The organism is Brevibacillus reuszeri, from assembly GCF_002897295.1.
GTDB classification, from domain to species: Bacteria; Bacillota; Bacilli; order Brevibacillales; family Brevibacillaceae; genus Brevibacillus; species Brevibacillus reuszeri_A.
On the sequence record NZ_BEXF01000034.1, the window covers coordinates 24,772 to 49,889 of the forward strand.

The 25,118-nt window shown below is 47.4% G+C and carries 19 protein-coding genes and 1 pseudogene; 14 read left to right on the plus strand and 6 right to left on the minus strand.

The features are described from left to right. Position 1 precedes the first annotated feature (1 nt). Complete coding sequence (locus tag C3B52_RS31680) at positions 2-748, minus strand: YwaF family protein (RefSeq protein ID WP_103110331.1); 747 nt, start codon at positions 746-748, stop codon at positions 2-4. Between the two features lie 137 nt (positions 749-885). Between C3B52_RS31680 and C3B52_RS37935 the strand changes: the two genes are divergently transcribed. Together C3B52_RS37935 and C3B52_RS31685 are read left to right on the plus strand one after the other, a co-directional pair. Beyond that, positions 886-1,011 carry a hypothetical protein gene (locus C3B52_RS37935; RefSeq protein WP_268811918.1) on the plus strand — a complete coding sequence of 42 codons (126 nt, stop codon included), beginning with the start codon at positions 886-888 and terminating at the stop codon, positions 1,009-1,011. Positions 1,012-1,355: 344 nt separating this feature from the next. Then, complete coding sequence (locus C3B52_RS31685; RefSeq protein ID WP_103110332.1) at positions 1,356-2,939, plus strand: PTS sugar transporter; 1,584 nt, start codon at positions 1,356-1,358, stop codon at positions 2,937-2,939. A 69-nt stretch (positions 2,940-3,008) separates the two neighbouring features. On the opposite strand, the gene C3B52_RS31690 is transcribed toward C3B52_RS31685, so the two are convergent. Further along, complete coding sequence (locus tag C3B52_RS31690; RefSeq protein ID WP_103110333.1) at positions 3,009-5,093, minus strand: helix-turn-helix domain-containing protein; 2,085 nt, start codon at positions 5,091-5,093, stop codon at positions 3,009-3,011. Between the two features lie 261 nt (positions 5,094-5,354). Here C3B52_RS31690 and C3B52_RS31695 point away from each other — a divergent pair, with 261 nt between their 5' ends. After that, positions 5,355-6,749 (plus strand): amidohydrolase, encoded by a 1,395-nt coding sequence (locus tag C3B52_RS31695; protein WP_103110334.1) that lies wholly within the window; start codon positions 5,355-5,357, stop codon positions 6,747-6,749. Positions 6,750-6,841: 92 nt separating this feature from the next. On the opposite strand, the gene C3B52_RS31700 is transcribed toward C3B52_RS31695, so the two are convergent. After that, positions 6,842-7,348, minus strand: a complete 507-nt coding sequence (locus C3B52_RS31700; protein WP_103110335.1) for a Gmad2 immunoglobulin-like domain-containing protein — start codon at positions 7,346-7,348, stop codon at positions 6,842-6,844. Between the two features lie 155 nt (positions 7,349-7,503). On the opposite strand from C3B52_RS31700, the gene aspA reads away from it, so the two are divergent. Further along, positions 7,504-8,928: an aspartate ammonia-lyase gene (gene aspA, locus C3B52_RS31705; RefSeq protein ID WP_103110336.1), complete on the plus strand. Its 1,425-nt coding sequence runs from the start codon at positions 7,504-7,506 to the stop codon at positions 8,926-8,928. Positions 8,929-8,976: 48 nt separating this feature from the next. Here aspA and pdaA read toward each other — a convergent pair whose 3' ends face one another. Next, positions 8,977-9,729, minus strand: coding sequence for a delta-lactam-biosynthetic de-N-acetylase (pdaA, locus tag C3B52_RS31710; RefSeq protein ID WP_373419753.1), 753 nt, complete (start codon positions 9,727-9,729; stop codon positions 8,977-8,979). Positions 9,730-10,017: 288 nt separating this feature from the next. On the opposite strand from pdaA, the gene C3B52_RS36950 reads away from it, so the two are divergent. The 4 genes and pseudogenes from C3B52_RS36950 (at position 10,018) to C3B52_RS31730 (ending at position 17,062) form a co-directional block, all read left to right on the plus strand. Then, on the plus strand, positions 10,018-10,248 hold the full coding sequence (locus tag C3B52_RS36950) for a DNA primase (RefSeq protein WP_164685008.1): 231 nt from the start codon (positions 10,018-10,020) through the stop codon (positions 10,246-10,248). Positions 10,249-10,360: 112 nt separating this feature from the next. Then, the gene (locus tag C3B52_RS31720; protein ID WP_103110337.1) at positions 10,361-13,639 is read left to right on the plus strand and encodes a DEAD/DEAH box helicase; all 3,279 of its coding nucleotides are present in this window, start codon (positions 10,361-10,363) and stop codon (positions 13,637-13,639) included. A 173-nt stretch (positions 13,640-13,812) separates the two neighbouring features. Next, positions 13,813-14,980 (plus strand): annotated as a pseudogene (locus tag C3B52_RS31725) (CotS family spore coat protein); the annotation flags it as partial. Between the two features lie 930 nt (positions 14,981-15,910). Next, complete coding sequence (locus C3B52_RS31730; protein WP_103110338.1) at positions 15,911-17,062, plus strand: glycosyltransferase family 4 protein; 1,152 nt, start codon at positions 15,911-15,913, stop codon at positions 17,060-17,062. Between the two features lie 256 nt (positions 17,063-17,318). On the opposite strand, the gene C3B52_RS31735 is transcribed toward C3B52_RS31730, so the two are convergent. Beyond that, positions 17,319-17,912, minus strand: a complete 594-nt coding sequence (locus tag C3B52_RS31735) for a hypothetical protein (RefSeq protein WP_103110339.1) — start codon at positions 17,910-17,912, stop codon at positions 17,319-17,321. A 185-nt stretch (positions 17,913-18,097) separates the two neighbouring features. On the opposite strand from C3B52_RS31735, the gene C3B52_RS31740 reads away from it, so the two are divergent. Genes C3B52_RS31740 through C3B52_RS31760 form a run of 5 tightly spaced genes read left to right on the plus strand, consistent with a single transcriptional unit; the run spans position 18,098 to position 23,132 of the window. Then, complete coding sequence (locus tag C3B52_RS31740; protein WP_201264971.1) at positions 18,098-19,144, plus strand: ABC transporter ATP-binding protein; 1,047 nt, start codon at positions 18,098-18,100, stop codon at positions 19,142-19,144. Then, complete coding sequence (locus C3B52_RS31745; protein ID WP_103110340.1) at positions 19,137-19,763, plus strand: DUF4129 domain-containing protein; 627 nt, start codon at positions 19,137-19,139, stop codon at positions 19,761-19,763. The genes C3B52_RS31740 and C3B52_RS31745 overlap by 8 nt, the downstream gene beginning before the upstream one ends. Next, positions 19,756-20,883: a DUF4350 domain-containing protein gene (locus C3B52_RS31750; RefSeq protein WP_103110341.1), complete on the plus strand. Its 1,128-nt coding sequence runs from the start codon at positions 19,756-19,758 to the stop codon at positions 20,881-20,883. Before C3B52_RS31745 ends, C3B52_RS31750 begins: the two co-directional genes overlap by 8 nt. Before the next feature lie 7 nt (positions 20,884-20,890). Further along, positions 20,891-21,811 (plus strand): AAA family ATPase, encoded by a 921-nt coding sequence (locus C3B52_RS31755; protein ID WP_103110342.1) that lies wholly within the window; start codon positions 20,891-20,893, stop codon positions 21,809-21,811. After that, positions 21,762-23,132, plus strand: coding sequence for a DUF58 domain-containing protein (locus tag C3B52_RS31760; RefSeq protein ID WP_103110343.1), 1,371 nt, complete (start codon positions 21,762-21,764; stop codon positions 23,130-23,132). The genes C3B52_RS31755 and C3B52_RS31760 overlap by 50 nt, the downstream gene beginning before the upstream one ends. Here the strand turns inward: C3B52_RS31760 and C3B52_RS31765 are convergent. Then, a complete protein-coding gene (locus C3B52_RS31765) occupies positions 23,099-24,079 on the minus strand; it encodes a stage II sporulation protein M (protein ID WP_103110344.1) in 981 nt (326 codons plus the stop codon). The two genes, C3B52_RS31760 and C3B52_RS31765, sit on opposite strands and share 34 nt — an antisense overlap. Before the next feature lie 67 nt (positions 24,080-24,146). Between C3B52_RS31765 and C3B52_RS31770 the strand changes: the two genes are divergently transcribed. Then, entirely contained in the window at positions 24,147-24,950 is an 804-nt protein-coding gene (locus tag C3B52_RS31770) for an RDD family protein (RefSeq protein WP_235615920.1), read from the plus strand. Positions 24,951-25,118 lie beyond the last annotated feature (168 nt).

Genomic DNA, 25,118 nt, shown 5'->3' on the forward strand with positions numbered 1-25,118 from the left:
ACTACGAAGATAAATCGTGTGTTTGCTGCTTGGATGGACTCTTTTTACCAGCAAAGGGCATGTATAAAAGTGTAAACAGAGCAAATGCGACACCTTCCAGCGAGAGTATGTACCAAGGATATGGACCTAAGAAATCAATCAGACTGGCGTTCTCTGGCTTATGCGACACAAACAAATAGTTTCCACCTGTCCAGTTGTTCACTAGTAGGGCAATAACGAGCAGTACATTAAGAAAAACCATTGTTTTCCAAACAGAGCGAAAGACAGGTCGATACCCCTCAACCCAGGTCATGTACAGGCAGGCGAGAATGATTCCTGCATGTGCAAGGAAAAAATGGAAGAAGCGAAAATGAGGAAACGGATAAAACAATTCGGGTGTGATCAATGCTTGCGCGGCACCACCAATCCCGGCAAAAAATGTGATTTCATACAGGCTGTAATTTTTGGTAATAAGCAGCAAAGCCGAGAACAGCAGGGTGACACTGCACAGCTGTAAAGGCAGTGTAAATGCCGCGGACCAGCTGTCCGTATATACATGCCATAGCTGGAAGCACACCTCGGACAGGATGAGAAGTCCTGCGAGTGCATAGCGCGTGAATTTGCCAGCAAAGGATGTCTGCCATTTATGCCGATAGAAATAAAGAATAGCGATCAAAGCGAGCAACAGGATGAGTGAAACGATATGGGAAGGCGAGAACAGACGAAAGGGTTCTCCTGAGATAATTAAAGAAAAATAAAGGGAATGCATGGTATCCTCCTGAATTCTTTATTATTTTTTATAATTGAAAGAATTCACAAAATTTTAACACAAAACACCTTATATGATATAAAGCATCGGTTATAATATAAATAGACTACATTACATCATTGAGAGGAGATATAGTCTTGAACTTGGTGCTGACTGAAAAACAATGCAAATCTTGCCAGGCTCGCTTAACGGAATATGAAATTGAGAACAACAATGCTCTCTGCATGGAATGCTATAAAGATGAGCAAGACGAGCAAAAGTAGTCACAACATGAAGAAAGGCAGCCTGCTGCCCCACATGAAATATATGCAGTGAGTCAAGCCCTCTCTTTTTATAGAGAGGGTTATGATTTTTCAGGCAACTTCAAGTGTTCCCCAAACGACTTCATATTGACCCTCCATTTTACAAATCCTCCTTTTTGGGCGAGAATGCCAAAACAACCACCAAATCATACCATATTTCCGTTTTATTTGAAAAATTCGCTCCAGATGATTGAATGCTTGTATGAATAGAAAGAATCTATTGAATTTACTCATTCACTTCACTAAACTAAAATGATAATGAGGTAACGCTTTACTAAAATGAATCAAAGGGAGACAGAAGGCCGATGAAACGTGTGGCTATTGTGGGAAGCAGTGGAGGGAATTTGTATAACCTCGGTGGGAAGGAACCAGAGAAATTATTGAAAGAGATCATCAACCAAGCGATGGCTGCAGATATTCACATTGCGAAAATACAGTTTATCGCAGCTCAAGGCTCGATGGATATGGCGGGAAAAGATACGCTATCTACAGTCTATTCATGGGACGATGAGGCAAATGAAATCTTGTCCCTGTTTCGGGGGACTTTAGAAGAATGCAATCAGTATGTGCGGACGCTAGACGAGGCTCTTTCTACTGAAATAAAAGAGGGACGAGTAGACGGATTAATCAGCATGAGTGCCGACCCGGATGGAGCCAATCAGCATGCGATAATGGCCTCGGTGGAAAAACAAATCGCGATTGTCGGTACTGGTGGGACATCTATGGCGTTGATCAGTGCCAAAGGAGCAAACGTGGTGTTAACCTCAGGTACAACAGGCACGACAAATCGGACAAGAGCGATCAGCTTTATGACAGCGCTGTGCAAGCACTGGGGAATCTCCTATCGCCCGATCATTGGTGAATCAAACGGGGCTTCAGATATTTCTAACAATCCGTGGAAGCGAATCAACATCCGGGGAATCATGATGTCGTCTCTACCAGGCTTTATCGCTCTAGCCCTCATTTTGGCGCTAAGTAAAATTCCGGGGCTGGATATGCTCAGCAGCGTGTTCGATGTGCTCATCAAAGCCCTGCCAGTTGTGATCGCAGCCATCGCGGCCAAGCAGGTATCGGACATGGAAGAGGTTTCGGTAGTAGCTGGGGTTTTGGCAGGTGTCTTGTCCATAGACGGAGGGATCATTGGGGGAATGATCGGTGGGATCGGCGCTGGACTCCTCGTGAATGTCCTTTTCCGCAAATGTATTGAATGGCGCTTCCCAACAACAACTGTAAATATTATTGCAGGCGGCGTATCCGGTCTTGTGGCTGGCTTGATTGTCTTTTATTTGCTTGCACCGATTGCGTTACAGGCGGGGGAATGGGTAAAAGTGTTGATCGAAGGCGCCGTTTCTGTAAGTCCTGTCGCCGCCGGTTTAATCGCCGGGCTATTGATCTGGCCAGCTATCATCGGAGGAGTTTACCATGCAGCGATTTTACCTATCGTGCTTTTGGAGATGGAAAAGACAGGGAACAGCTTTCTCGGAGCTGTCGACATGGTTGGCTTGGTCATGGTCTCAGCAGGAATTACGCTTGCTAATATCGTCTCTCCACGAGATAAAAGTGAAGCGACAGTGGCGACTCCAGGTTTTTTGATTAATATGGGCTTTGGAACGTTTGTCGAAGCAGCTTATCCTTTTATGTTCTCCAACAAGGCTGTATTTGCAGGAGCTATCATCTCTTCGGGTATTGCCGGAATGATGGTAGGTGTATTTGATGTCAGAGGAACCGCTTATGTTCCATCTGTGATGGCACCCCTTTTGTCCAACAATATGATTGGATTTGTTGTTGCAATGGCAACAGGTCTGGTCTGTGCATTCTTGTTTACCCTTCTGGCGAATCGAGTAGCGAAAAAAAGGGGCAAGCAATCAATCGAAAAGCTCAGCGCGTGAGGCATTCTCGATTCAAATCAAACACCCCAGGCTTCCTGTTATCAGGTGGAGCTTGGGGTGTTTGGCGTTTTAATACGTTTGACTCAGATGGCAGGCCAAATACAGCTTGAGCCAATCTTCCGGGTCGTCGAGATCGAGATCCAGAATTTCCTCGATCTTGCGGAGGCGGTGGTAGAGCGTGTTTGGATGAATGTGCAGCTGTTCTGCTGTAACCGAAGTAGAGCGATTGGCAGAAATGTACGCTTTTAACGTTTGCTCTAATTCGCTTGCCTGTGCTTTTGTACCGCGCAAGGGCGCTAAAATCTCCGTAATAAACTGCTCGATCTCCTCGGGAGGCTGATTGAGGAACAGGCGATTAATGCCGATTTCTTCGTAACGAATCATACCAGGCTTGTTTCGGGTAAGCAAAAAAGAGAGTGATTTGCTCGCTTCCTCCATGCTTTTGGCTGTATTCGCAAGCCCAGCATATACGCTACCGATACCGACATGCAACAGGGGCGTATCCTCGTTTTCCCACTGCTTGAAAGCGGTAGAGAGCTTTTGGATGAGATTTTTTTGAGTTCGTGAATGATCTGTGTGGAGAACGATTGTAATTTTTTCATGGAAGTTAAAAAGTAATCCGTTTTTTAATCCCAATGCCGTATGCAGCGCAGCGATCAGTCTTCGGCGACAGGCCTCTTTTTGTTTTGCATCCTGTTTATGATGGCTCATTTGGATCAAGACGACAAAAAAAGGCTGCGTAGCGGAAAGCCCAAATTCCTTTGCTTTGACGACGATGTTAGTTGGTTCTCGGAACAGAAGCAGCTCGTTAAAAAATTCATGGCTCTTTTTGTAGGAGAGCTCTGTCAGCGAGTACGTATTGATCATCTCGAGCGCGACTATCGCCCCAGCTTGTTCGAGCACGATGATATCGAGCTTGTCCAGTGGTCGATGCAGCTCAACAACGAAGCAGCCTAGAGTGATGCTGCCATTGGTAATCGGAAATAAATGATAGCAATTGCCAGTTGGCAGTGTGATTTCACGCGGGCTGCCTTGACGCTCCCAGCTGGAGAAAATAGGAAAGCTGGTAAAATGCTTTTCGATTGAGGTTTGGTCAGGAAACCACCGATTCTCAGTAAGATCGATCAACGCAGTTGGCAGATTGAGCATTTTGCCTATTGTTTTGGTGATGGTGCTTAAATCGGCTTCCTGGAGTGAGAGCTGGATAAATTTTTCGTGAATCTGGCTTCGTTTGACCAAATACTCATTTGCTTTGCGCTGCTCGGTATACAATTTGGCGTTATAAATCGCGATTGCGGCGAGGTCGGCAAACCCTTGCAAATGGCGGAGATCCTGCCGTGTTAACTGTCGTTTGGCTTTGATCTGATGAACAATCATCACCCCGATTGTTTCTTCGTTCATGGAGACCGGCACAGCCATCACAATCGGCTGATCAAATTCCACATTCTCTGTCACCGAAGCGTTTTTGAGCTGCTCCATGCTCTCTGGGCGAATGTTTTTCATCGCTTCTCTGGATTGCTCCCGATCAAAAATACGCCCGATACCTTCTTGAAATACTTTTCCGGTAATCCCTTCTCCGATCGCCACTTTGAAGTCGTAAATACTGGAACCCATGCCGATGCTCGCTTTCGGGATAAGCAAATTTGCATGTTGATCGTAGAGCATCAGAAAGCCACGATCGACCGCAGGAATGGCCTGCATCGCATTTTTCATAATATGCAGCAGCAACTCGTCTATATCTAGGGAAGCAGTCAAGGAGCGCAGCCCTTGGAGCCATTGATCATGCTCCAGCCATTGATGGAGGGAAGCTTGTCGCAGCAGGGTGTACCTGACATGAACTACGAAGTGATCACAGGAAGATTGATCCTCGGGCTTGTCACAATACAACAAGGCACGAACCGGAACAGATTCGGGAGACTCGGTATTAAATACGAACAATTGGCAGCCTTTTTCGCTATCAAACCGCGTTGAATAATCGAACTGGCTAGATGGTTCAAAATCAGGCCAGCTCCATTCCTCGCAGGCAGGCTCTTCTATTAACATTTTGTTCTCTTGGAAATAGGACCAATGTTGATGGGCCGTGGCAGTCCAAATGTGACAGGAAGTCATGGGGAATCTGGCATGGCCTGTATGAGCAGGGGTATTTGGCAGCATAGCTTACTCTCCCTCTTGCAAAAATCAATGCGAAATGCTCGTGCACTCTTCCTCTTTTTTTCTGTTTGTCCACTACGAAATCCTGTTTGTGATGAAAACTTGAAGGATAAAGAATTAGAGAAATACACAATTAAATCAAGAGAACATGGTAGATTTCCATAATGCTATTCCTCCCAAGCGTTTTTACAATAAAAGCATATATAAGGTAAAAAGCTGTGAACGGAAGTCGAAGAGAGAATCAAGAACAGAGGGGGAGTAGATATGGCAAAGTCAGATATTACGAGCTGGATTGAGGCAAATGCCGATATGTTTACCGATATGTCCAGAAAGATCTGGGAGAATCCAGAGCTGGGATATAAAGAAAGCTTTGCCTCCGCGCTTCAGATCTGCACGCTTCAGGAGGCAGGATTTCAGATTCGTACCCAAGTAGGCGATGTGGAGACTTCTTTTATTGCAGAATACGGATCGGGTAATCCTATCATCGGTATTTTAGGTGAATTCGACGCACTACCTGGCTTATCGCAAGAGGTCAGCCCTGTTCATCAGCCACTGGTTAACAACGGTCCAGGACATGGCTGCGGACATAATTTGCTGGGAACGGCAGGAGTAGAGGCGGTTATCGCCCTCAAAAAGAGAATGGAAGCGGAAAAGATACCAGGCACCATTCGTTATTATGGCTGTGCGGCGGAAGAATTGCTTTCCGGCAAGACATTCATGGCACGGGCAGGCGTATTTGATGATTTGGACTGCGCGCTTACTTGGCATCCGGGCAGCGGAAATACGACCAGCAATGTACGATTTCAGGCATTGTCAGCAATCGAGTTTTACTTTTCCGGGGTAACCGCTCATGCCGGATCCGCTCCGCATCTGGGGAGAAGTGCCTTAGACGCTGTAGAGCTCATGAACGTAGGCGCGAATTATATGCGAGAGCATGTCCCAGACGGAACTCGTATTCATTACCAGATAACAAATGGGGGCATGGCACCTAATATCGTGCCAGATAACGCCAGCGTCTATTATTTCCTGCGCGGAGGAAGCCGCAAGCAGGTGGACGAGCTGCAGGCCCGTTTGATCAAGATCGCACAAGGTGCCACGCTGATGACCGAGACGTCTGTTCGGTGGGAGATCAAGGCAGGCTGCTATGATACATTGCCGAATCTTGTTTTGAATGAGCATATGTATTTACAGGCAGCAGCGGCAGGACAGATGGAGTTTACCGAGGAAGAAGAGCTTTTTGCCAAGCGGCTTTGCCAAACAATCGCGCCTGTAGCAGCTGAAGCCGAAAAGGATGGCGCCAAACAAGACAGCCTTTTGGATTCTCGCTTTTATCACGATGTAAATCAAGTAGGAAAACTCTTCGGGGCATCGACAGACGTAGGAGATGTCTCCTGGATTACTCCTGTGGGACAAGTGACGACGACGTGTGCGCCGCGAGGGATTCAAGTGCATACATGGCAAGCGACTGCCTCTTTCGGCTCCACAATCGGCATGAAAGGGATGCATTACGCAGCAAAAATCATGGCGCTTGCTGCCTACGATCTGTTACGTAATGAAGATGGCATTTTGGAAAGAGCCAAAGCTGAGTTCGCTGCAAGCACCAATGGATTCTGTTATCGTGCGGGAATACCGGACGATGTAAAGCCGCCAAAGCTATAAGAAACAAGGTATCAAGTTAGCTTTGTGTGAACAAATATAAAGCAAAAACACCATGCAGGAAGAATCTGCATGGTGTTGCGCCGAGATTCCCATCATTTTTCCGGCAAAGGAATGATAAGCTCCATTCGGCGACTGCCGTCCTTCATGCTCGTTTCAAACAAAATCAGCATGAGTGTTGTATTCGGATCAGCCTTTTTCACTTTCACTGTGTGGGTGAAATCGCCCCATTCAGGAGCGCCAGCAGAGGTTTGGATCGAGCCCTGGGTCAGTTCATTGTGTCCGTCCTCTACGACGTAGCTGACTGTTCCCTCAAACACTTGTGCCTGACCTTTTACTTCAAACGTATCTGTCCCCGTTTTCTTAACGGTAACGTTTCGGAAAATATCATTGGCATAGACGCCTTCGGATGAATCAGGCTGCTCTGCAGCTGGAGGTTTTTCAGCCGGTGTCTGTGGCTGTGCAGGTGTTTCAGGCTGAGTGCTAGGTGTCTCTGGTTGGGTTGTGGTAGGAGGCGTTTGTGGCTCCACTGAGCTTTGCGTGCCACCTGTGCAGCCCTGGAGCACTCCTACGGTCAACAGCAGCAAAAGAAACTTTTTCATGGTATCCCTCGATTCTGTCGGTTTGTTGTGAGTCCTACCTGCTAGTAAGACGTAAAAATGAAAGCGTTTGTTACAAGAAAGGGCTATCTTAGGCGAACTGTGATAGAATGGGGAGGAAGCAGTAACCACTATCCTAGAAAGCTGGTCGAAAAAGAATGGTACAACAAACGTATCGAATTGAAAAGGATTTTCTCGGGGAGAAGGAAATTCCTGTCGATGCCTATTACGGCGTCCAAACTATGCGTGCGACGGAGAACTTTCCAATCACAGGATACCGTCTACATTCTTCACTGATCATCGCAATGGCAATGGTAAAGAAGGCAGCAGCGATTGCCAACATGGAAGTATCTCGACTGAATCCTCGCCTCGGCAATGCAATTGTCCAAGCTGCAGAGGAAATCATTGAAGGACAATGGCATGATCAGTTTATTGTAGACCCGATCCAAGGTGGAGCAGGCACTTCCATCAATATGAACGCAAACGAAGTGATTGCCAACCGCGGACTTGAGATTTTGGGAGAGAAAAAAGGAGATTACTTCAATCTCAGCCCGAATACACATGTCAACATGTCTCAGTCCACGAATGACGCATTCCCGACAGCGATTCACATTTCTACACTGGACCTGTTGGAAAAGCTGCTCGTAACGATGGAAGCGATGCATGATGCATTTGGCAAAAAGGCAACAGAATTTGATGATGTAATCAAAATGGGACGGACTCATTTGCAGGACGCTGTTCCAATCCGTTTGGGCCAAGAGTTCGAGGCGTATCGTCGTGTGCTGGATCGCGATATCAAAAGAATCAAACAATCTCGTCAGCACCTGTATGAAGTAAATATGGGAGCGACTGCTGTAGGTACCGGTTTGAATGCAGATCCGAGTTACATTACGACAGTTGTGGAGCAATTAGCGAAAATTACAGGCTTCCCACTGACAGGAGCGGACCATCTGGTTGATGCAACACAAAACACAGATGCCTATACAGAAGTTTCTGCTGCACTCAAGGTTTGCATGATGAACATGTCCAAAATTGCCAACGATTTGCGCCTGATGGCATCTGGACCACGTGCAGGACTGGGAGAAATCTCATTGCCAGCTCGCCAGCCAGGTTCTTCTATCATGCCAGGGAAAGTAAATCCGGTTATGGCTGAAGTGATTAACCAGGTAGCTTTCCAAGTCATTGGGAACGATCATACCATTTGCTTGGCTTCCGAGGCAGGACAGCTGGAGCTGAACGTAATGGAGCCAGTACTCGTCTTCAACCTGCTGCAATCGATCAGCATTATGGACAACGCGTTCCGTGCATTTACGAAGTATTGCCTGGAAGGAATTGAGGCAAACCGCGAGCGCATGAGAGAATATGTAGAAAAAAGCGTTGGCGTCATCACTGCCGTAAACCCGCATCTTGGCTATGAAACAGCAGCGCGCATTGCACGCGAAGCCATTTTGACTGGGAAATCTGTTCGTGAGCTGTGCCTCCAACACAATGTATTGACGGAGGAAGAGCTGGACTTGATTTTGGATCCATTCGAAATGACACATCCAGGAATTGCTGGTGCGTCTTTGCTCGATCGCAATTAAGCAATGCAACGAAAACTCCCGTACCTAACAGGCGGGAGTTTTTGTTCGTTATGGTGTTGGTTTCTGGTTCGGAAGCTGATCCAGGCTTTTAAATTCGTAGCCACGTTTACGTGCTTCGTCAATAATAGAGCCAAGAGCTTCAGCGTTATCCTTGGAGACAGAATGCAGAAGAATGACTGCACCAGGGTGAAGCTGAGCCATGACGCTATCGTACGCAAATTTCGCACCGCGCTGGACCTTCGTATCCCAATCCTTGTAGGCAATTGACCAAAATACGTTTGTATACCCCATATCCTTTGTCACAGCCAGCGTACGGTCACTAAAAATTCCGCGAGGTGGACGTAAGTACTGCATCTCACGCTGTCCGGTGACTTGTGTGACAGCCTCTTTGACTTTCTCGAGCTCTTCCTTGACCTTTTGATTGGAGATGGTAGTCATGTCTGGATGGCTCCAAGAGTGATTCCCGATCAAGTGTCCTTCTGCTGTCATGCGCTTCAGAAGCTCCGGCTGTTCCTTCACGTAATGACCGGTCACAAAAAAGATAGCAGGAACCTTCCTGACTAGTAACGTGTCTAATATCGAAGGGGTAAAGCCGTTCTCGTAGCCATTATCAAACGTCAGGTACAGCTCCTTTTTCGATGTATCCCCAAGAAAAACTGCCCCATGTCGATCTACAATCCCTTTAAATCCTTCTTCTGTAATGGAGGGCAACTCGCCGTTCTTACTTTTTTTAAAGCCAAAGTGATACGGATGATCCTGGTAGGCTACAGCAGACTGGAGCGGCAGCGCAAGGAGGAGCATTAGACTCACAAAGATGATATGCCACTTGAATCGTTTGTCCATACCGGAATATTCACGTCCTTTCCCTTCCCTAAACGAAATGTTTCTTTCCATTGAAAGTTTGTCCAGTCCCTATCCAATTATGTAAAGGATTCATAGCCGATCAGGAAGTGTACAGCATCCTTGAAAAATAAGTAAAAAGGGGGCTATTGTCCAAACCACTCCTTGTCATTCGTCATATAGTATCAAAGTCAACGGTGATCCGCTGGCGCTACAAATGTGAAATCATCCAGTACCGGAGGTGTAGTCATGGGGCTGAATTGGTTAAAGTATTTGCAAAACGAAGTTGGCGATGATGACGACATTGAAGAGATTGAAGTGAAGATCGAATACGAGGATGGAACCAAAAAGAAATGGATCTTCACAGGCGACCAAGATCCTGTATATGAAGATGGCGAAGATGAAGACGAGGAAGGCGACTCCGAAGAAGACGATTCCGAAGAAGACGGTTCCGAGGACGACTCAGACGAGGAAGATTAATCGAGATAACGATTCTCTTTTCAGGATGGGAAAAGATGCGTCATAGCGGCGCATCTTTTTTCTCGATCTGTTATCATTTAGATACACCGCTTGAAAAGAAAGGGTAAGGAAGATGAGCTTTACACTTAGTGAGCAAGTCATCAAAGCATTATGTGGGCGGATTTCCTATGAAAAAGGAAAAGCCTACTATCGCGCAAGAAGAGTCACGATTAATCACTACGATCCGCAACCACTTGTTGTTGAGGCGACTGTAAAAGTAGGAAACATCAATTATGAGGTTCATTTAGAGATGGATGGGAGTGTCATGGAGGCTTCCTGCACCTGCCCCAGACTCCGTTCTTATGATCATTACTGTCAGCATGTGGCTGGTGTGCTGTTGCAAATAAAGGATATGGTTGGTGATCGTCGCTCAAACTCTGCGCTAGCTCCCAGGCAGTATGGAAACGATGAAATGGCTTCAACCAGAAGCTTGTCCAGAGAGGAGCAACTAACGAGTGGGGTGCTTGGTCTTTTTGAAGCCAAACGACCTCGACCGAGTAGCTCGCCCAGTGCTTTGCGTGATACGAGAATATGCCTGGAAGTAGAATTCTCGTGTAAAATTTTCACCTACGGCTATCGGAAGCTCATGTTTGGTATCGAGCTAAAGGTCGGAGCCAAAAGGCTGTACATTGTGAAAAAAATTCGAGAGTTTTTGGAGAGTCTTCACAAGCGTGAGGTGTTTGTTTTCTCCAATCATTTTACGTATGACCCACAGCTTCATCGTTTTCAAAAGGAAGATGATGTGATATTGCAGCAGTTGATCAGCATATACCAACATGAAAATGTGTACCGGGAAACAACGACCAGCCTGCCAACAGCGAATAGCATAACTGGCGAGCGGATGCTGCTTGTCCCACCTAACTCCTGGGAGCCGCTTCTTCCCGCGCTTGTCGCTGCACAAGCTGTACAAATCGAGAGTGGCGATGGTGTGTTTGTTCCTTTAGAGATGTTTGAAGGTCCTATTCCGATTCAGTATACCTTTGACCAATCGGCAGACGAGGACTACCAGCTGGAAGTGCTTGGATTGGACAATATTACCGTCATGGAATCGTATTGTGCCCTCTTGATCGATGGCAAGCTGCTGACCGTCACAGCGGAGCGGTGTAGCCGTCTTGCCGGACTGAAGCAATTGCTGGAGAAGCATAGAAGAGTGAGTATTCCTATTTCCTCTGAGCAAATGGAAGCTTTCATGGTCCAGGTAGTTCCGGGACTGATGAACCTTGGGAGTGTCCACATCGCCCGCTCTGTCTCAGATCGAATCGTACAAACCAAGCTAAAAGCCAAGCTGTTCCTGGATCGAGTGAGAGATCGCCTGCTGGCCGGGCTCGAATTTCAGTATGGTGATATTGTCATAAATCCACTGGAGCTGGAGCATCAGCAACGTGGTACTGACCTGATCCTGATGAGAGATGGGGAAAAGGAAAGACAAATTTTGGATATCATGGAGAGAAGCGCTTTCTCCAGAACGGAAGGCGGCTTCTTTTTACAAGATGAAGAGGCAGAGTACGACTTTTTATATCATGTCGTTCCGCAGCTCGAAAAGCTTGTGAGTGTGTATGCCACGACTGCTGTAAAAGTTCGACTGCACACAGGACATGCCACACCAAAGGTAGTCGTTGATGTGAAAGCACGCACCAATTGGTTGGAGCTGTCTTTTGAACTGGATGGCGTGCCGGTATCAGAGATCCGCCATTTAATACAATCCTTAGAAGAAAAACGAAAATATCATAAGCTGCCAAATGGAGCGCTCCTGCCATTGGAATCAGAGGCATTTCAGGAAATGTCCGATTTTATTGATGGAATGGGCATTCGCAATCGTGATGTGGAAGGGGCATATGCCCGGATTCCTGTTGTTCGTGGGCTTCATGCCATGGATGCGTCCGGACATGGCAAAGTAATTCAATTGGGAAAATCCTTTCGTCAAATGCTCGATCATATGCGAAATCCCGACCATCTCGACTTTCCGTTACCAGATTCGCTGGAACCGATTCTGCGCGACTATCAAAAATTCGGGTTTCAATGGTTAAAGACATTGGCACACTATCGATTTGGTGGGATTCTGGCAGACGATATGGGGCTGGGCAAGACCTTGCAAAGCATCGCTTTCCTCCTCTCTGTACTGCCAGAAATAAGAAGCGAGGAGCGGCCAGCATTGGTTGTCTCTCCTGCCTCTCTCGTATACAACTGGCGAAATGAATTAAAAAAGTTTGCACCAGAGATACGCACAGTCATTATCGACGGAAACAAAACCCAGCGCAATCAATTGCTCCAGGATGTATCCGAAGCAGATGTTATTATTACTTCCTATCCACTGCTTCGCCGCGACAGTGAGCAATATGTAGAGCAGCCTTTTCATACGCTGATTCTGGACGAGGCACAAGCATTCAAAAATCACACGACCCAAACCGCCCATGCTGTGAAAAGTCTACAGGCTCAGTATCGCTTTGCGCTTACGGGAACCCCGATCGAAAACAGACTGGAGGAGCTGTGGTCAATCTATGATGCGGTGTTTCCAGAGCTTTTTCCGAGCAGAAAAGCTTTTCATGATTTGCCTCGGGAAGTCGTGGCGAAACGAGCGCGTCCTTTTTTGCTGCGGCGGGTGAAAAGTGATGTGCTAAAAGAGCTGCCAGAAAAAATCGAGTCTCTGCAAGCGTCTGAGCTTCTGCCTGATCAAAAGAAGCTGTATGTGGCCTATTTGGCACAGCTGCAACAAGAAACCTTGCTGCATCTCCAAGCTAACAGCTTCCAAAAAAATCGCATAAAGATTTTGGCTGGCTTAACGCGGCTGCGCCAGATTTGTTGTCATCCTGCGTTGTTTGTTGAAAACTACGAGGGGAGTTCAGCCAAATTCGAGCAGCTGCTTGAGATTGTAGAAGAGTGCAGAAGCGCAGGGAAGAGAGTGCTCGTATTCTCCCAGTTCACTCAGATGCTAGGGATGATCGGGAGAGAGCTAGGGTATACAGGCGTACCGTTTTTCTATCTCGATGGCAATACGCCAACGGCTGAGAGGGTTGAGCTATGCAATAGATTTAACAATGGAGAGCGAGATTTGTTCCTCATGTCATTGAAGGCTGGAGGAACCGGGCTGAATCTTACGGGGGCAGATACGGTTATTTTGTACGACCTCTGGTGGAACCCTGCGGTAGAGCAGCAGGCAGCAGACCGCGCTCACCGAATTGGCCAAAAGAAGGTCGTACAAGTCATTCGCCTGGTTGCACAGGATACGATGGAAGAAAAAATGTATGAGCTTCAACAAAAAAAGAAAAATCTCATTGAAGAAGTCATTCAACCGGGACAAGAAGCGTTGTCTGCATTAACGGAGCAAGAAATTCGAGAATTACTAATGATTTAGGGTGGATGCCTTGACCTGTTTGTTTCAGCGGGTCAAGGCTTTTTTTGTATGGGAAATGGAATTTACTGGTGAATGGAATACTTAGATATTTGTCCGTTTCGGGTTCAAAATACAGCGAATAGCTTATTAAGAATGAACCGTGCTTTTAGAAAAGGGAATACGGGGGGAATGGTATGGAACAGTACATGATTAAGCCATGGGATACCCGGGATGGAACCCAAGCAACTCCTGTCGACTGGGATATGCAAGTGCCTCCAGAAGTAGACCAACTGGCGGATTTGGTCAGCCAGCAATACGATATGACCGTTCATAGTCGGACTCTGATCACATCAAAGCCTGATAAGGGTGGGGCTATTTGGCGCATTGAGACAGACAAGGGTCCTCGCAGCTTGAAAGTCTTGCATCGTACGCCAGAACGCAGCTTATACAGTGTAGGATTACAAGATTATGTCGTCAAGCAAGGAGCAAGGGTGGCAGCCCTTATTCCAGCAAAAGATGGAAAGCTGTTTGTAGAAATGGGTGGAAAGCTGTGGATTGTTACTGACTGGATTCCACTGCAACCCGCGAACAAGGTAGATTTGGTCGGTGCACAAGAGCTCTGCTTTGGACTCGGTGAGTTTCACCGTCATACCAAAGGCTACGTACCACCACTCGGTGCGAAAAACTCTTCTCGACTATATCGCTGGCCGAACTACTATCAAAAAATTGCAAAGAAAATAGGCTGGATGCGCGAAATGGCGAAAGCCTATCCGGAAACAGTCGCAAGTTAGTCCATCTTAGCGGTGGTCGATCAGTACGAACAACAGGCAAAGGAAGCATTGGAACGGTTAAAAGCATCAGCTTATCCGAAAATGGTTTCCATGGGCGAGCCGCATTGGGGACTCGTTCACCAGGATTACGGATGGTCAAACGGACAAAATGGTCCAGGTGGTCTATGGGTAATCGACCTGGATGGCGTTTCGTACGATTTGCCGTTCCGGGACCTACGCAAGCTCATCACAAGTACGATGGATGATATGGGGACTTGGGATGTAAGCTGGATGAGGGGCATGATCGAGGCCTATCATAAAGCAAATCCTCTGGACAAAGAGTCATTTGAAGTTTTGTTGATCGACATGGCGATGCCAAATGAGTTTTATAAGCATTTAAAAGAAATGTTCTTCGACCCGGTTACTTTCTTGAATACAGAGGCAGAGTCGATCTTGCAGCGTGTACTGGCTACAGACCAAACCAAGAGTCAGGCACTGGCAGAGCTCGCAAAAGACATAGAGAAATATTCGTCCGGAAACTACGAGGAATTGCTGGCTGTGCGTGAGCCTCAAAGCAAGGCATCGGATGTCGCCTGGGATCAGCAGAGCTGGGTTCTGCAGCCCCAAGAGCAAAGCGATACGACTGCTGTTGAGACTCCAGCCGCGCAAAAAGATACGAAAACCAAGACCACGATCAAAGTCAGCAAGAAAAAATCTGCAAGTAAAGATAGCAAAGTGACATCAGGCAAGAAGGAAAAACAAGGTGAAAAGAAATCGAAAACTAGCAGCAAGAAAACGAAGAGCGAGAAGACCTCTGCTGGAAGTGTAGAAGAAGTGAGTACCGCCGACCAGGTTGCTGCGATCGAAGAACAAGTGCAAGCAGTCACAGCCAAGCAATCGAAAGCAACGACAAGAGGGCGTTCACGAAACAAACGGACTGCCGGAGTCGAAAGAGAGCAAGTGGCTGCCGAAGCGAAAGTCCAGTCACAGGACGATATGGAAACTGCGCCAGCAGCGACACTCAAACAGCCTTCGGCGAAACCGTCTACTACATCCAAAGTCATTGATCTAACACCACACTTGGCAAAGCGCAACGTGAAAAATGCGAAGACCAAAAAAGATGTTGGCAAAAAATCAGATACAAGTGCCAAGCAATCTGCGAAGAAAAAGGTATCCTCCGCTACTAATGCACTAAAGCCAGTCGGTAAACCCAAGACAAAGGCTGTTCAAGCAAAAGCTGCACAGGTAAAAAGTGCTTCTGAGCCACTACGCAAAGCGAAGGCTGGAAAACAAGGAGTGGCGAAACTCAGTCAATACCGCAAGAAGTCTGCAAGCTCAGCAAAGCGGGCCGTTTCTCCTGCAAAGACTCAGCGTGCACCAGTCTCAAAAGCACTCGCCTATTCAAAAGTGGCTGCTCCCAGCCGGAAAATGGCAAATGCACGGGCGCAAAAGCCACGTGCCCAAAAAGGATTGAAAGTGGCTAGAGGCAGGTAATAAGCCGTATGAGGAAAGGAGAATTTCGATGAAAGTAGTTATGATATGCACGGAAAAGTTGCCCGTGCCTCCCGTACGAGGGGGTGCGATCCAAACCTATATTGCTGGAATAGCAGATTTTCTAGGGCAACGTCACAATTTGACGGTACTAGGGACAACAGGTCCTTCCTTACCTCTGGATGAGCAGATTGGCAATGTCCGTTATGCACGGGTAAATGGTATGGGGATATTTGAATCCTATGCCGAAGAAGTGATCAAATTTTTGCAAGCGAATACGTATGATGTGATTCATGTTTTCAATCGACCACGCTTGGTGCCAATGATTCGAGAGGTATGTCCGAATGCTCGGATTATGCTGAGTATGCACAATGATATGTTTGATCTGGCAAAAATTGATCCAGAAACTGCTGTAAAGACAATTGCCGAAACGGAAACGATTATTACGATCAGTGATTACGTAGGGCGAGTAATCGGCTCTCTCTATCCAGAATCTGCAGGAAAGCTGCGTACCATCTACTCTGGAGTGGATTTGCAAACGTTTGTCCCTTGGGAGAAATCTCAGGCTGCACGCCAAATCAGACAAGAGCTGCGAACGCTGCACAATCTTGGAAACAAGCAGGTCATCCTGTTTGTTGGTAGACTTACGCCGAAAAAAGGCGCGGATATTTTGGTGAGGGCGATGAACGATCTGCATCGTCAGCACTCCAATATTGCGCTTGTATTGGTTGGGGGCTCATGGTACGGGGTAGATAAAGTCAGTGACTATGTTGCTTATGTACGCTCATTGGCGGATCGGTCTCCGATACCGGTCATTACAACCGGTTTTGTTGCAGCAGAGGATATCCACCATTGGTTTTGGGCTGGCGATATCTTTGTTTGTCCGTCGCAATGGGAGGAGCCGTTGGCACGTGTCCACTACGAAGCGATGGCGGCAGGGCTGCCTTTCGTCACAACCAAACGTGGTGGAAATGCAGAAGTCATCATCGGCGGAAATGGCTTGCTCGTAGAAGAGCCAGAAAATCCACTTTCGTTTTCAGCGCAGCTGGGTACATTACTCGCCAGCCGTGGCTTGCAGCGGAGTATGGGAAGCAGTGGAAGACGATTGGCAGAGGAGCGTTTTACGTGGGAACGCGTAGCACGTGAAGTTCTTGAAGTATGGGAATCCAGACGGTCAAGGTAATGCATGTGGGACAAGTGCCCACAAAAAGCAAATAAAAATCAGGAAGGTGGGCGTAGAACCCATTTTTCCTGATTTTTTTGTATCGAGTGGATATTGAAGCTGATGCCTGTCCATAAAAATGAGAAGTGGAAGAGCTGGCTGGGGGAGACATAGCAATACCGCTCCCCCCCCCCCCCCCCCCCCCCCCCCCCCCCCCCCCCCCCCGCCGCAACAGTTGATCTGGCATCATTGATTTCGATGTGAAATTGAACAAAAGCTACCCTGATGCCAGATGGCGATTATGGCGTTCGCCTGTGCGTTCCACTAAGGAAAATGGGACAGCTTCACCTATTGTTGGCTGCTCAGGTGCGGTTTCCTTGGCAGGTAGCTGGAGATTCGGAATGATCGCCACGATTCGATTCAGAGGAATCAAAATGCTTCGGCCATTGTTTGGCAGAGAGCCACAAGAATGCAGCTCAATCATCCCTTCATCAACTCGTACCAAAGTTCCTCTTCGATAATCGCGTCCCTCTGGTCCTAAGTCCGTAGTCAAGATCAATTCAACGGTTTGATTTTCCCTCTTGCATTTGCGTAATTCCTTGCGCAGCGCACACAGACTTGCATCTTCTACACTCTCTTCCTTTTCAACATCTACCTGAACAATGGGAGCCGGAATAATGAGGGGCTTTGGCGCTTCTATTTGGACAGTAGGAGCTTCTACTTGAACAGTTGGAATCGGTGTATTGACGGATACGTGAGGTGCTGGAGTAGTGACGCGTACGTTGGGAGCACGAACATTGACGCGAAGCAAGCGATGTGCATGTCTTTTTCCAGTCCAATTCCTTCTTCTTTTTTTCCTCGCAGCTTTCAATGTATACACCTCCTTTAGTCCATGGTTCATCATATTCAGTAAAAAGAAGGGCAGTTATGGACAAATACCCTAGAGCGGAAAAAAAGGCAGGAAATCTTTAGCATATTTAGAGGAAATTCTTAAAAGGAGAGGAAAATCGTGTATACTATTCAGGTAATCCCAAAAAGGATGATGGAGGTTTCGCAATGAATCAATCACCACTTGCTCCCATGGGAGTAGGAAAGCTGCTTGATCGCAGTTTCTCAGTTTACAGGCAACACTTTTCTGCTTTTTTCCTGTTGGCCTTAATTTGGTTCGGCCCCTTTTTATTACTGCAGCAATTTATGATGGTCGATATAGGCAGCATGCCATTTCTTGTGCAAGATTCAGATGGTTCCGATTTTTGGGAAGCGCTCGGTAATCGGTTTATTGGTCAAGAAGAAATGGTGACAGACAACATTGCTTTGCTTGTGACGTATTTAGTTCTGGTTGTTCCGTTGATGACCTTGGTTGGTTATCCGCAGCTTCTTTCTGTAGCGACGATATTGACACAAAGGGCTATAAAAGGGGAGCCATTGCAACTAAAGGACGCCATGAAGCAAGCTTTGAGTCGGTTCTGGCCATTGGTAGGAAGTACGGTGGTTTACGGACTTATCGCCATCGGGGTCATGATCGCGTTCTTTTTGCTGTGCATGCTGCTTTTCTTTTTGCTGGCCTTTGCCGTTGGTGGAGCTTTTGACCCGTTTTTGTTAGCTGGCAAGGATTCGAACCCGGTATTTATGGTCTTACTGTTCATCTTTGGCTACTTTGCATTTATTATCGGTTCGATCCTTGTCCCGGGATATTTCCTCTTGCGTTGGAGCTTTTATATGCCGGTCGTATTGTTTGAAGGAAATGGGATTGGGATTGGGGAAAGCTGGAATTTGACAAAAGGGAATTTTTGGAGATTGCTTGGTCTTTTCCTTGTCTTAAGCTTGCTGTACTCCATTTTCTCTGGCGGTGTGCAGGCATTGATTACAGGAACGATGGGGATGTCAATCGTTGCACAGCTCGTTCTTGTTCTGCTCTCCTGCCTATTGATGCCGTGGATGTCGATAGTGTATGCGCTGGCGTATTTTGATTTGGTTGTACGTAAAGAGGGAACTGATTTACAATTCATGCTTAGCAAACAAGCAACCGAGGATAGCGTGACACCTCAGCCTCAGCCTCAACCTCAACCTCAACCAAGCGAATCGGGAGCTCCACATGATTAGGGTCATGTCGCTAGTGCAGGACAAAGAACGCTTACAAGAAATTTTGTCCCAGGATGAATTCACGCGCCATCAATCAGAGGGTGAAAATCTGCTGCAAAAAGGAATCAGGTATTTGATTGAATGGATCGCCAAACTGTTCGAATGGACGGAAATACCTGCAGGTGCTTCCAGTACAATTTCCACATCGTTCCTTATTGTGGCAGGACTGGGGCTCGTGTTTGTCATTTATTGGCTGATGAAAAGGATTGTGTGGGAGCAGAAGCGTCAGCAGGCTTTATTTGTGCATGGAGAAAAGATTCGTGCATATACGGATTACTTACGAGAAGCAAGAGAGCTGGGGAAAGAAGGAAAGTGGCGCGAGGGAGAGCGGTCACTGTTTTTGGCCCTGCTCGTTTATATGCAGACAAAAACATGGATTCGAATCGAAAAGTGGAAAACCAACTGGGAATACGCTGACGAGCTCCAATTGAATCAGCCGCGGGCAGAGGAGCTGTTCAGACGGCACGCCAGAACATTTGATCAAGTTTGGTACGGTCAAGCGGTGATCGATGAAACCCTGTTTTGGGAGCGATTAAAGGAGCTTGAGGTATTTTGCCGCGAGGAGGGACAGCATGGCTAACCTGCGAACCTATCGCGTGGGAATTGTGGTTGCGATTGCGCTCTTTATCATTGTTGGCTGGTTTGCGATCAAGCCGGCAGCAACGAATTACCCGCCTTTTTTGGCTGTATCAGCTCAGCCAGACGGAACCAAAGCACTCATGATGCTGCTTGAGGAAAAAGGGAAAAGCGTCAAGGAATGGCGTCAGCCGATGCGATTTTTGCCCAATAAGAAAGGACAGCTTCTCTTGTCCGTGGCACCAAGCAATCTGCAGCCAAGTGAGCTTGAGGAAATCAGCACCTGGGTAGAGCAGGGGAATCACCTGATTTTGTTTGATAAAAGCCCGCAGGAATGGGGAAGTTTTCCATTCTCTACGCAGGACATAGAAGATGAAAGCACCAAAGTACGAAACATCAGAGGAGCGCTGCTTGGTGAGGGCTATTCCGGGCTGGCAAAATCACTCGTAAGACTAAGTGAAAATGAATCGATGGAGGCACTGGTGTATGACGACCAAGGAATTTTAGCTGGTCGAACGCAAATTGGCGAGGGGAGTATGACTCTCTTTCTAGTGCCTGAATGGATGACTAATGCCCAAATTCAAAAATGGTCTCATTTTGAAGCCATTTGGCCCTATCTACATGGGGAGTGGTCTGTTATTTGGGTGGACGAATACCATCATGGCTTGCAGCAAAAACCGGGACTTCTGGCCATTTATCCTGGCTGGCTAATTGCGATCTGCCTCCAACTGGCAGCTGCACTGCTGCTTTATGTGTGGTGGCAAGGCAAGCGCTTTGGTCCCGTCTATACGCTGCGGGAGTGGACTGTTCGCCGCGGAGATGAAACGCTTCTCGCGATAGCTAGATGGTATGAACAAAGAGCCCTGGCACGAGATGCACTGCTACATAGAGAGACGTATTTGCGTCAGCTCATTCATGATCGCTGGGGTTTGCATCAACGGGCGGACCGCTCTGAAATTCTACGGATAGCGAATACCAAATGGAAAGAGACCGACGTAAACAAATTGTCTCATCTGCTGCAGCGGCTGGAGCAAGCAAAGGCTGGAGAGAGATATACGACGAAAATGCTGCTCGCGGACAGTCAATTGCTGGACGAAATGAGTAAGCGTTTTGAGAAGGAGTGACCATAAGATGGAGCAATTAGTGCTGCAAATGGAAAAAGAGCTGGTAGGTCAGCGTCAAAATATTCGATTGCTGATCACTGCCTTACTTGCAGGCGGACACGTATTACTTGAGGGTGTCCCTGGTATCGGGAAAACGAAAATGGTCAAGACGTTGTCGAAGCTGATTGGCGGAGAAAGCAAGCGCGTCCAATTCACGCCTGACATGATGCCGTCTGACATCATCGGTCATGTCGTCTACAACATGCAAACCAATCAATTTGAAACAATAAAAGGTCCCGTTTTTGCCAATTTGCTGCTCGCGGATGAGATTAATCGGACACCTCCCAAGACACAAGCAGCACTGTTAGAAGCGATGGAGGAAGGACAGGTTACGATTCACGGAGTTACCTATGCACTGCCTGACCCATTTTTTGTGGTAGCTACCCAGAACCCTGTTGAATACGAGGGGACGTACATCCTGCCAGAAGCACAGCTTGATCGCTTTTTGTTCAAGCTGACGATGCAATACCCGAGTCATGAGCATGAAAAGCAAATCTTGAAGCAGCACGTACCGTGGGAGAAAAAGCATACAAGCACAGACGAGCCAATATGCACACTCGAAGAAATCCTGGCACAGCGGAAAAAGCTTCAGGAAGTCGTGGTGGATGACTCCATCCTGGAATACATTACAACCTTGATTCGAAACACGAGAGAGACGAAGCGATTGCAATTGGGAGCGAGCTCCCGGGCTGGGATAGCCGTTCTCATGGCGAGCAAGGCATGGGCCCTGCTTGACAACCGTCTTTATGTGACGCCTGACGATGTCAAAATGGTAGCTCGCCCTGCACTGCGTCACCGTCTTATTCTTTCACCGCAGGTAGAATTGGAGGGGGGCACAAGTGACCACATCATCGACGAGACGTTGGCGGCTATTCCAGTTCCTCGCTGAAGTACTGGCTGATCGCTTCGTTCTGCCGACAAAGCGACTCATTATTTTGGTTTTGCTCGGAACCCCGCTTGCAGCGACTGGGTTTTGGCTGGACGTAGGCTACACGATGTTTTGGTTGTACAATGGCTTGATTTTACTTGCCAGCGTGATTGACTGGGTTACCTTGAGCAAACGAAGTGATTTGGCCATAAAGCGCATTTTGCCCGAGCAGATCGACCTTGGCCAAAGGTTTTCCATACAAATCGAGCTGGATAATCACAGTGGACAGTCGGTTGCGTATTTGCTAGTGGATGATTTGCCGCTCTCCTTTGAGGGAACAGCGCCGATTGCAGGGAAGCTGGACACGGGGCAGACAAGGATCGCGTACACCACTCGTGCTAGCGAAAGAGGCGAGTATTCCTTTCGCTGGCTCTACTTGCGCTGGCATGGAAAAATAGGACTTTGGTACAGACAGAGTCGTTTTTCATGTGAACAATCTCTCAAGGTGTTTCCTGATTTGTCGGCAGTTCGCGGATATTTGGCATCTATGCAGGAGAGTTTGATTGTTGATGGCAAAAAGATCATGCGCAAGGCGAAATCAGGGTCGGAATTTCATGCGATTCGCGAGTACGTTCCCGATGATGATCCGCGCTTCATCAACTGGTCTGCGTCCGCACGCTCGCGAAAGCTCATGACGAATCAGTATCGTCCTGAGCATGGTAAAGTGATTATGATCGTGATTGATTGCGGCAGGCTGATGGGAGTAGAGCTGGATAACAAGACGAGGCTGGACATTTCAATCGAAGCCGCATTAACAGTGGCTGCCGTAGCGCTTCGCCAAGGTGATCAGGTTGGACTCCTCGCCTACTCTCATGAGATCAAGGCGTATATACCACCTGGAAAAGGACTTCGCCACCTGCACACGCTCGTTTCTGCGACGTATGATCTAAAAAGCGACTTCGTTGAGGCGGATCCAGCCAAGGCCTTAGAATTTTTGCATCGTCAGCAGAAAAGAAGGAGCCTGATCGTCCTTTTCTCCGATATGGAAAACTATCTGGTAGAGGATCAGCTTGGCAGCTACTTGTGGAGGATGCGACGTACTCATCTGCTTTTGCTGCTTTCACTGGCTGATCCTCTCTTGCACGGCTGGAGTCACATAGAATCAGCAAACAGCCGATTGGCGTTCGTCAAATCAGTAGCTCAGCGCTTCCAGCTAGATCGCAGAGCCTTTCAACAAAAAATGACCGGCGCGGGGATCCAGGTACTGGACGTTCCGGCCGATCAGATGACATTGACAGTGGTGAATACTTATTTAGAAATCAAATCGAGAGAAGCGCTGTAGGTTTGCCGCTTCCGTGCGATTAAATACCAGCCGATCAGAATCAGCAACGTTAGCAAAGCAACAGCGTATTTTACCTCAAGCGAGAGGGAAGACGGTGTGATATAACCCTCGATGATGCCAGCGATGACAAACAGGGGAAGTGTGGCTAGCAATAACTGTGCTGATTCTTTTGCCGCCTCTAAAAATTGATATTTTCGGGCAAAGCGACCGGGAACAAGCAAGCGATAGCCCATGTGCAGTCCAGCACCGCCAGCGATAAAAATAGCAGTCAATTCTATGACGCCATGCGGCAAAATGTAGGCCCAGAAAGCATAGCTGCTGCCAGCTTGATAGTACACGGCTGCAAGGGCGCCAACCAACAGCCCGTTGAAAAGCAGTAAATATATCGGGAATATCCCAAGAGTTATGCCGCTGACAAAAGCAAGCATCGCGACCTTCATGTTATTCGTCATGATCATCGTAGAGATGACGGGGCTATTAATGGAAGTATGACCTTCCCCCAGACGCGAGGGATCGATTTGCTCAGCCATCCCTTGTGGCAGTACGTAGTACAGATTTAGCGGATCAACCATGACTGCGGCAAAGCCGGAGATGCCGCCAATGATAAACAAGAGGGTAGCCATCCCGATAAAGCTTAATCGTTTGTCAATCAACCGCATCAAATGGCTCCCGAAAAAATGGGTCAGCTGCTGAAGGCTGCCCGAATGCTGCTTGTAGGCGATGTTATGCGCTCGCGAAACGAGCTGGTTCAGGTAGAGCGTAATTTCGTTAGACGGATGATAGGTACGAATATAGGCCAGATGGGCAGAGGCCTTTTTGTACAAAACGGTCAGCTGATCGATGTCACTTGCCTCAATTTTGCGAGGGTGACGGTCAAAACGCTCGACGAGCTGCTCCAATTTGGCCCATGAGGTTTTGTGTTTGTGCCAGAAAGACGTTATATCCAAGAAAATTCCTCCTTTATAGACAGGGAACGAGAGGGTGAAGGAAAAAGGGATGAATGATTGGACACCGATGAATCAAAGTACGAGAGAAGCTTCTGTCGTTACACCAGAGCATGTTATGCTGCGATTTCAGACGGCTGGTGTAGGCAGTCGCGCTGCAGCACTTCTCATCGACACGGTACTGCTGCTCTTGGTTAATCTTACTGTATTTATTTTGTTCAGTATAGTTTTCTTTGGGAAAAATGATCTTTTTTTCCTCGAAACGGAAAATTATGCAATCGCCATCGCCATATTCTTTGTTTTCGTGCTCAATTTTGGCTACTACTTGTTTTTAGAAGCTTTCTGGGGAGGACAGACGGTCGGGAAAAGATGGCTGGGGATTCGTGTTATTCGTGACAATGGTCAACCCATTACATTTTTGTCCTCGGCGATTCGCAATTTGTTTCGTATCGTAGATATGCTGCCCACGGGCTATTTTCTAGGGGCGATCGTTTCCTTTTTTCATTCAAGGGATAAGCGTATCGGGGACTTGGTAGCAGGAACGATTGTCGTCATGGAAAGCGGACAGACCCCATCGTTCTTTCAAAAAAGAAGAATGAAAAAGCTGCAAGAACAAGTGAGCATGGAACCGTTATCCCTTAGTGAGGTACAGAAGCAAGCGATTACTCGGGAGGACTGGCAGCTGCTCTCGACCTTCATTTCCAGACTTTCTTCCCTCTCCAAAGATAAAAAGCAAGAGCTGGGGCAGCAAATCGCTGCTACATTGTCCAAAAAGCTGGGCATGGAGGAAGTGGCGATGGTAAGAGAGAATCCGCTCTTATTTTTGCAGGGACTTTATAACCAATTACGTGATGAATGGAAATTAGGAAAATAAGCCTTGCCACGAAAACCGCCGTAGTTAGGCGGTTTTTTACATGTGCGCCCAGCATGGGCGTTATCTCTAGGGTTAAAGTCCCGAATGGTGAAGGCAGTAGTAACCATTAGCCTAAGACAAGGGTGTCCACCGTGAGGTGGAATCTGAAGGAAGTTGGCGGCAAACCTC

Excerpts from the sequence above, each read along its gene's own strand:
- C3B52_RS31685 (WP_103110332.1), top strand. The coding sequence starts at position 1,356 with ATGAAACGTGTGGCTATTGTGGGAAGCAGTGGAGGGAATTTGTATAAC.
- C3B52_RS36950 (WP_164685008.1), top strand. The coding sequence starts at position 10,018 with ATGGGGCTGAATTGGTTAAAGTATTTGCAAAACGAAGTTGGCGATGAT.
- C3B52_RS31745 (WP_103110340.1), top strand. The coding sequence starts at position 19,137 with ATGATTAGGGTCATGTCGCTAGTGCAGGACAAAGAACGCTTACAAGAA.
- C3B52_RS31755 (WP_103110342.1), top strand. The coding sequence starts at position 20,891 with ATGGAGCAATTAGTGCTGCAAATGGAAAAAGAGCTGGTAGGTCAGCGT.
- C3B52_RS31695 (WP_103110334.1), top strand. The coding sequence starts at position 5,355 with ATGGCAAAGTCAGATATTACGAGCTGGATTGAGGCAAATGCCGATATG.
- C3B52_RS31690 (WP_103110333.1), bottom strand. The coding sequence starts at position 5,093 with ATGCTGCCAAATACCCCTGCTCATACAGGCCATGCCAGATTCCCCATG.
- C3B52_RS31740 (WP_201264971.1), top strand. The coding sequence starts at position 18,098 with ATGAATCAATCACCACTTGCTCCCATGGGAGTAGGAAAGCTGCTTGAT.
- C3B52_RS31750 (WP_103110341.1), top strand. The coding sequence starts at position 19,756 with ATGGCTAACCTGCGAACCTATCGCGTGGGAATTGTGGTTGCGATTGCG.
- aspA (WP_103110336.1), top strand. The coding sequence starts at position 7,504 with ATGGTACAACAAACGTATCGAATTGAAAAGGATTTTCTCGGGGAGAAG.
- C3B52_RS31680 (WP_103110331.1), bottom strand. The coding sequence starts at position 748 with ATGCATTCCCTTTATTTTTCTTTAATTATCTCAGGAGAACCCTTTCGT.
- C3B52_RS31770 (WP_235615920.1), top strand. The coding sequence starts at position 24,147 with ATGAATCAAAGTACGAGAGAAGCTTCTGTCGTTACACCAGAGCATGTT.
- C3B52_RS31730 (WP_103110338.1), top strand. The coding sequence starts at position 15,911 with ATGAAAGTAGTTATGATATGCACGGAAAAGTTGCCCGTGCCTCCCGTA.
- pdaA (WP_373419753.1), bottom strand. The coding sequence starts at position 9,729 with ATGCTCCTCCTTGCGCTGCCGCTCCAGTCTGCTGTAGCCTACCAGGAT.
- C3B52_RS31720 (WP_103110337.1), top strand. The coding sequence starts at position 10,361 with ATGAGCTTTACACTTAGTGAGCAAGTCATCAAAGCATTATGTGGGCGG.
- C3B52_RS31700 (WP_103110335.1), bottom strand. The coding sequence starts at position 7,348 with ATGAAAAAGTTTCTTTTGCTGCTGTTGACCGTAGGAGTGCTCCAGGGC.